The 4,364-nt window shown below is 68.9% G+C and carries 7 protein-coding genes; all 7 read left to right on the top strand.

Annotated features, from left to right (window positions below):
• The first annotated feature begins 5 nt into the window (after nucleotides 1-5).
• A complete protein-coding gene (aosR, locus tag WA944_RS09505; protein ID WP_526646811.1) occupies nucleotides 6-590 on the top strand; it encodes an oxidative stress transcriptional regulator AosR in 585 nt (194 codons plus the stop codon).
• Complete coding sequence (locus WA944_RS09500; RefSeq protein WP_526646809.1) at nucleotides 590-1,627, top strand: P1 family peptidase; 1,038 nt, start codon at nucleotides 590-592, stop codon at nucleotides 1,625-1,627. Before aosR ends, WA944_RS09500 begins: the two co-directional genes overlap by 1 nt.
• Nucleotides 1,628-1,637: 10 nt before the next feature.
• On the top strand, nucleotides 1,638-2,054 hold the full coding sequence (locus tag WA944_RS09495; RefSeq protein WP_526369454.1) for a M67 family metallopeptidase: 417 nt from the start codon (nucleotides 1,638-1,640) through the stop codon (nucleotides 2,052-2,054).
• 9 nt (nucleotides 2,055-2,063) lie between these two features.
• Nucleotides 2,064-2,348 carry a MoaD/ThiS family protein gene (locus tag WA944_RS09490; protein WP_163893382.1) on the top strand — a complete coding sequence of 95 codons (285 nt, stop codon included), beginning with the start codon at nucleotides 2,064-2,066 and terminating at the stop codon, nucleotides 2,346-2,348.
• 21 nt (nucleotides 2,349-2,369) lie between these two features.
• Nucleotides 2,370-3,332, top strand: a complete 963-nt coding sequence (locus WA944_RS09485) for a PLP-dependent cysteine synthase family protein (protein WP_526369452.1) — start codon at nucleotides 2,370-2,372, stop codon at nucleotides 3,330-3,332.
• Between the two features lie 10 nt (nucleotides 3,333-3,342).
• Entirely contained in the window at nucleotides 3,343-4,029 is a 687-nt protein-coding gene (locus WA944_RS09480; protein ID WP_526611648.1) for a rhomboid family intramembrane serine protease, read from the top strand.
• Nucleotides 4,026-4,364 (top strand): glutamate racemase (locus WA944_RS09475; RefSeq protein WP_526646807.1); only part of this gene is annotated, 339 nt, incomplete at its 3' end. The genes WA944_RS09480 and WA944_RS09475, both read left to right, overlap by 4 nt.

The following is a 4,364-nucleotide window of genomic DNA, read 5'->3' as shown; positions in this document are numbered from 1 at the left end:
AGACTGTGCGTAAGTGGAAGCGGGTCGAGGGCGCCGACGGCCCGCGGTTGCGGTCGGCGCTGGCCGCACACGAAGCCGAGTTGTTGAGCAGCCTGGTGACCTCCCTGCTCGGAATGCTCGAGGATCGCCAGTCCTCGGGTCCGACCGACGAGCTTACCGAGATCACCGGAATTCGAACTGGCAATTCGGTTCCGCCGGAAGACGATACGATGAAGCGTCTGCTGCCGGACTTCTATCGGCCGGCCACCGAACATCCCGCCGGGTCCGGTGCCGCGGAGAGTCTCAACAGCGCGCTGCGCGGCCTGCACGAGCCGGCCATCATCGACGCGAAACGTGAAGCGGCGCAACGTCTGCTGGACACCGTCCCGCCGGGCGGCGGGAAGTTCGAGCTGACCGAGGACGACGCGCAGTCCTGGGCCACCGCGGTCAACGACGTGCGGTTGGCGCTGGGCACGATGCTCGACATCGGCGCCGACGGGCCCGACCGGCTGCCCGCCGACCATCCGATGGCCGGGCACCTCGACGTGTACCAATGGCTGACGGTGTTGCAGGAGTACCTGGTATTGAGCCTGATCGACCGGGGTCGCTAGTGGTCGGCACGATCACCGATGTCAGCGGTATCCGCGTCGGTCACCACCACAGGCTCGACTCCGACGCGCAGCTCGGCTCCGGCTGGGCGAGCGGCACCACCGTGGTGCTGACCCCTCCCGGCACCGTCGGCGCGGTCGACGGTCGCGGGGGAGCGCCCGGGACCCGCGAAACCGACCTGCTGGACCCGAGCAACTCGGTGCGCCATGTCGACGGTGTGGTGCTCTCCGGGGGCAGCGCCTTCGGGCTCGCCGCGGCCGACGGCGTGATGACCTGGCTCGAGGAACACGACCGCGGCGTGGCGATGGACGGTGGCGTGGTGCCGATCGTGCCGGCCGCGGTGGTCTTCGATCTTCCCGTCGGGGGCTGGCGGTGCCGGCCCACCGCGGAGTTCGGCTACCTCGCGGCCCAGCGGGCGGGCACCGAGTTCGCGGTGGGCACCGTCGGAGCGGGCGTCGGGGCGCGGGCCGGGGTCCTCAAGGGCGGCGTGGGCACCGCCTCGGTGACACTCGACTCCGGGGTGACCGTCGGCGCGCTCGTCGTCGTCAACTCCGCCGGCGATGTCGTCGACCGCGGCACCGGGCTGTCCTGGCTGGCGTATCAGATCGCGGAGTTCGGGCTGGTGCCGCCGCCGGCCGACGAGCTGGCGGCCTACGCCGAACGGCGCGCCGAGTTCAGCCCGTTGAACACCACGATCGCCGTGGTGGCCACCGACGCCGCGCTCAGCCCGGCGGGTTGTCGCCGGATGGCGGTTGCCGCGCACGACGGGCTGGCGCGCACCATCCTGCCGTGCCACACCCCGCTCGACGGCGATACGGTGTTCGCGTTGGCCACCGGCGCGGTAGAGGTCGATCCGGACCCGACGACCCCCGCGTCGATGTCCCCGGAAGTGCCGCTGATCACCGCGATCGGCGCGGCTGCCGCGGACTGTCTGGCCCGCGCGGTGCTCGTCGGAGTGCTGGCCGCCGAGTCAGTCGCCGGAATACCCACCTACCGTTCCCTGTTGCCGGGAGCGTTCGGGATGAGAGGAAGCTCGTGAAAGAGGCGCAGTGTTGACGATCCGTGCCGACCTGGTCGACGCGATGGTCAGCCATGCCCGTGCCGACCACCCCGACGAGGCCTGCGGGGTCATCTCCGGGCCCGAGGGGTCCGACCGTCCGGAGAACTTCATCGCGATGCTCAACGCGGAGCGCTCGCCGACGTTCTACCGGTTCGATTCCATGGAGCAATTCCGGGTGTGGAAGGCGATGGACGAGGCCGACGAGGCGCCGATCGTGATCTATCACTCACACACCGGTACCGAGGCCTACCCGAGCCGGACCGACGTCGCGATCGCCGCCGAACCCGACGCCCACTACGTGCTGGTGTCCACCCGTGACCCCGACGAGCACGAGTTGCGCAGTTACCGCATCGTGGACGGCGTCGTCACCGAAGAGCCCGTCAAGATCGTCGACCAGTACCAGTAGGAGAAACCTGTGCCCGATTCAGCCAACGTCACCGTTTCGATCCCGACCATCCTGCGCACCCACACCGGTGGTGAGAAGCGCGTCAGCGCCTCCGGCGACACGCTGGCCGCGGTGATCAGCGATCTGGAGGCGAACTATTCGGGGATCACCGAGCGGATCGTCGACGGCGAGAAGCTGCACCGGTTCGTCAACATCTACGTCAACGACGAGGACGTCCGGTTCTCCGGCGGCCTGGACACCGCGATCTCCGACGGGGACTCGGTGACGATCCTGCCCGCCGTCGCCGGTGGCTGACATGGTCGGGGTGACGGCGACATGACCAGGTACGACTCGCTGCTCGAAGCGCTCGGGGGTACCCCGCTGGTCGGGCTCCAGAGGATCTCGCCGTCCTGGGACGGCTCCCCACACGTGCGGCTGTGGGCCAAGCTCGAGGACCGCAACCCGACCGGGTCCATCAAGGACCGCCCCGCGTTGCGGATGATCACCGACGCCGAGCGCAGCGGTCTGTTGCAGCCCGGGGCCACGATCCTGGAGCCGACCAGCGGCAACACCGGTATCTCCCTGGCGATGGCCGCGCTGCTCAAGGGCTACCAGATGGTCTGCGTGATGCCGGAGAACACGTCGATCGAGCGTCGTCAGCTGTTGGAGCTCTACGGTGCCCGGATCATCTACTCCCCGGCCGAAGGTGGCTCCAACACTGCGGTCGCGCACGCCAAAGAGCTTGCGGCAGAACATCCCTCGTGGGTGATGCTGTACCAGTACGGTAACCCTTCCAATGCCGCCGCGCACTACGACGGCACCGGCCCGGAGTTGCTCGCCGACCTGCCCGAGATCACGCACTTCGTGGCGGGCCTCGGTACCACCGGCACGCTGATGGGCGCCGGTCGGTACCTGCGCGAGCACGTCCCCGGCGTGCAGATCGTCGCGGCCGAACCCAGATACGGCGAGGGCGTTTACGCGCTGCGCAACATCGACGAGGGCTTCATCCCCGAGCTGTACGACCCCGACGTTCTGACCACCCGCTTCGCCGTCAGCTCCTATGACGCGGTGCGGCGGACCCGCGAGCTGGTGCAGTCCGAGGGGATCTTTGCGGGCATCTCCACCGGGGCGATCCTGCACGCCGCGCTCGGCATGGCCGCCAAAGCGGTCAAGGCCGGTGAGCGTGCCGACATCGCGTTCACCGTGTGCGACGCCGGGTGGAAGTATCTGTCGACCGGCGCCTACGCCGGTAGCCTGGATGACGCAGAGGACGCGCTGGAAGGGCAGCTATGGGCTTGAGGGTTCGCCGATGAGTCTGCCGGGCGGCTATCCGGGCATGGCCGGACCGCCCGCGCAGCCGAAGAAACGCCCGACGTGGGTCGTCGGGGTCGTCACGATCGTCTCGTTCGTGTTTTTGCTCTGGGTGATCGAGCTTTTCGACGCGTTGACCGGGCACCAACTCGACGACAACGGAATTCGCCCGTTGGAGACCGACGGTCTGACCGGCATCCTGACGGCGCCGCTGTTGCACGCCAATTGGGAGCACCTGATCGCCAACACCGGCCCGGCGCTGGTACTCGGGTTTCTGGTGACGCTGGCCGGGCTGTCCCGGTTCCTCTACGCGACCGCGATCATCTGGATCGTCGGCGGGCTGGGCACGTGGCTGATCGGCAATGTCGGCGCGCCGGCCTACAACGGCGTGGTGATCGAGACCAACCACATCGGCGCCTCGGGTCTGATCTTCGGTTGGCTGGCGTTCCTGATCGTTTTCGGGTTCTTCACCCGCAACATCTGGGAGATCGTCATCGGCGTGGTGGTGCTGTTCATCTACGGCAGCATCCTGCTCGGTGTGCTGCCCGGGACGTTCGGGGTCTCGTGGCAGGGCCATCTGTGCGGGGCGCTGGCGGGTCTGCTCGCTGCCTATCTGCTGTCCGGACCGGAACGCAAGGCGCGTGCGCTGCGGCGCCCGGTGCGGCCGCCGTCGCTGAACACATGACCTCACCGCAGGCCCCGATCGGGATCTTCGATTCCGGCGTCGGGGGGCTGACCGTCGCGCGGGCCGTCATCGACCAACTCCCCGACGAAGACGTCATCTACGTCGGGGACACCGGCAACGGACCGTACGGCCCGCTGACCGTCCCGGAGATCCGCTCCCACGCCTTGGCCATCGGTGACCACCTCGGAGGCCGCGGCGTCAAGGCGCTGGTGATCGCCTGCAACACGGCGTCCTCGGCCTGCCTGCGCGACGCCCGCGAGCGGTACGCGCCGGTGCCGGTCGTCGAGGTGATCCTGCCCGCGGTGCGCCGGGCCGTGCGCTCCACCCGCAACGGG

Origin of the sequence: Mycobacterium sp. (assembly GCF_049683355.1) — a bacterium.
In the GTDB taxonomy this organism is placed as follows: domain Bacteria; phylum Actinomycetota; class Actinomycetes; order Mycobacteriales; family Mycobacteriaceae; genus Mycobacterium.
The sequence above is the reverse complement of the archived record's forward strand: the minus strand, read 5'-3'. Positions and strand labels throughout refer to the sequence as shown.

What these genes read in the sequence shown, in the direction of transcription:
- WA944_RS09485 (WP_526369452.1), top strand. Translation starts at nt 2,370, where the DNA reads ATGACCAGGTACGACTCGCTGCTCGAAGCGCTCGGGGGTACCCCGCTG.
- WA944_RS09480 (WP_526611648.1), top strand. Translation starts at nt 3,343, where the DNA reads ATGAGTCTGCCGGGCGGCTATCCGGGCATGGCCGGACCGCCCGCGCAG.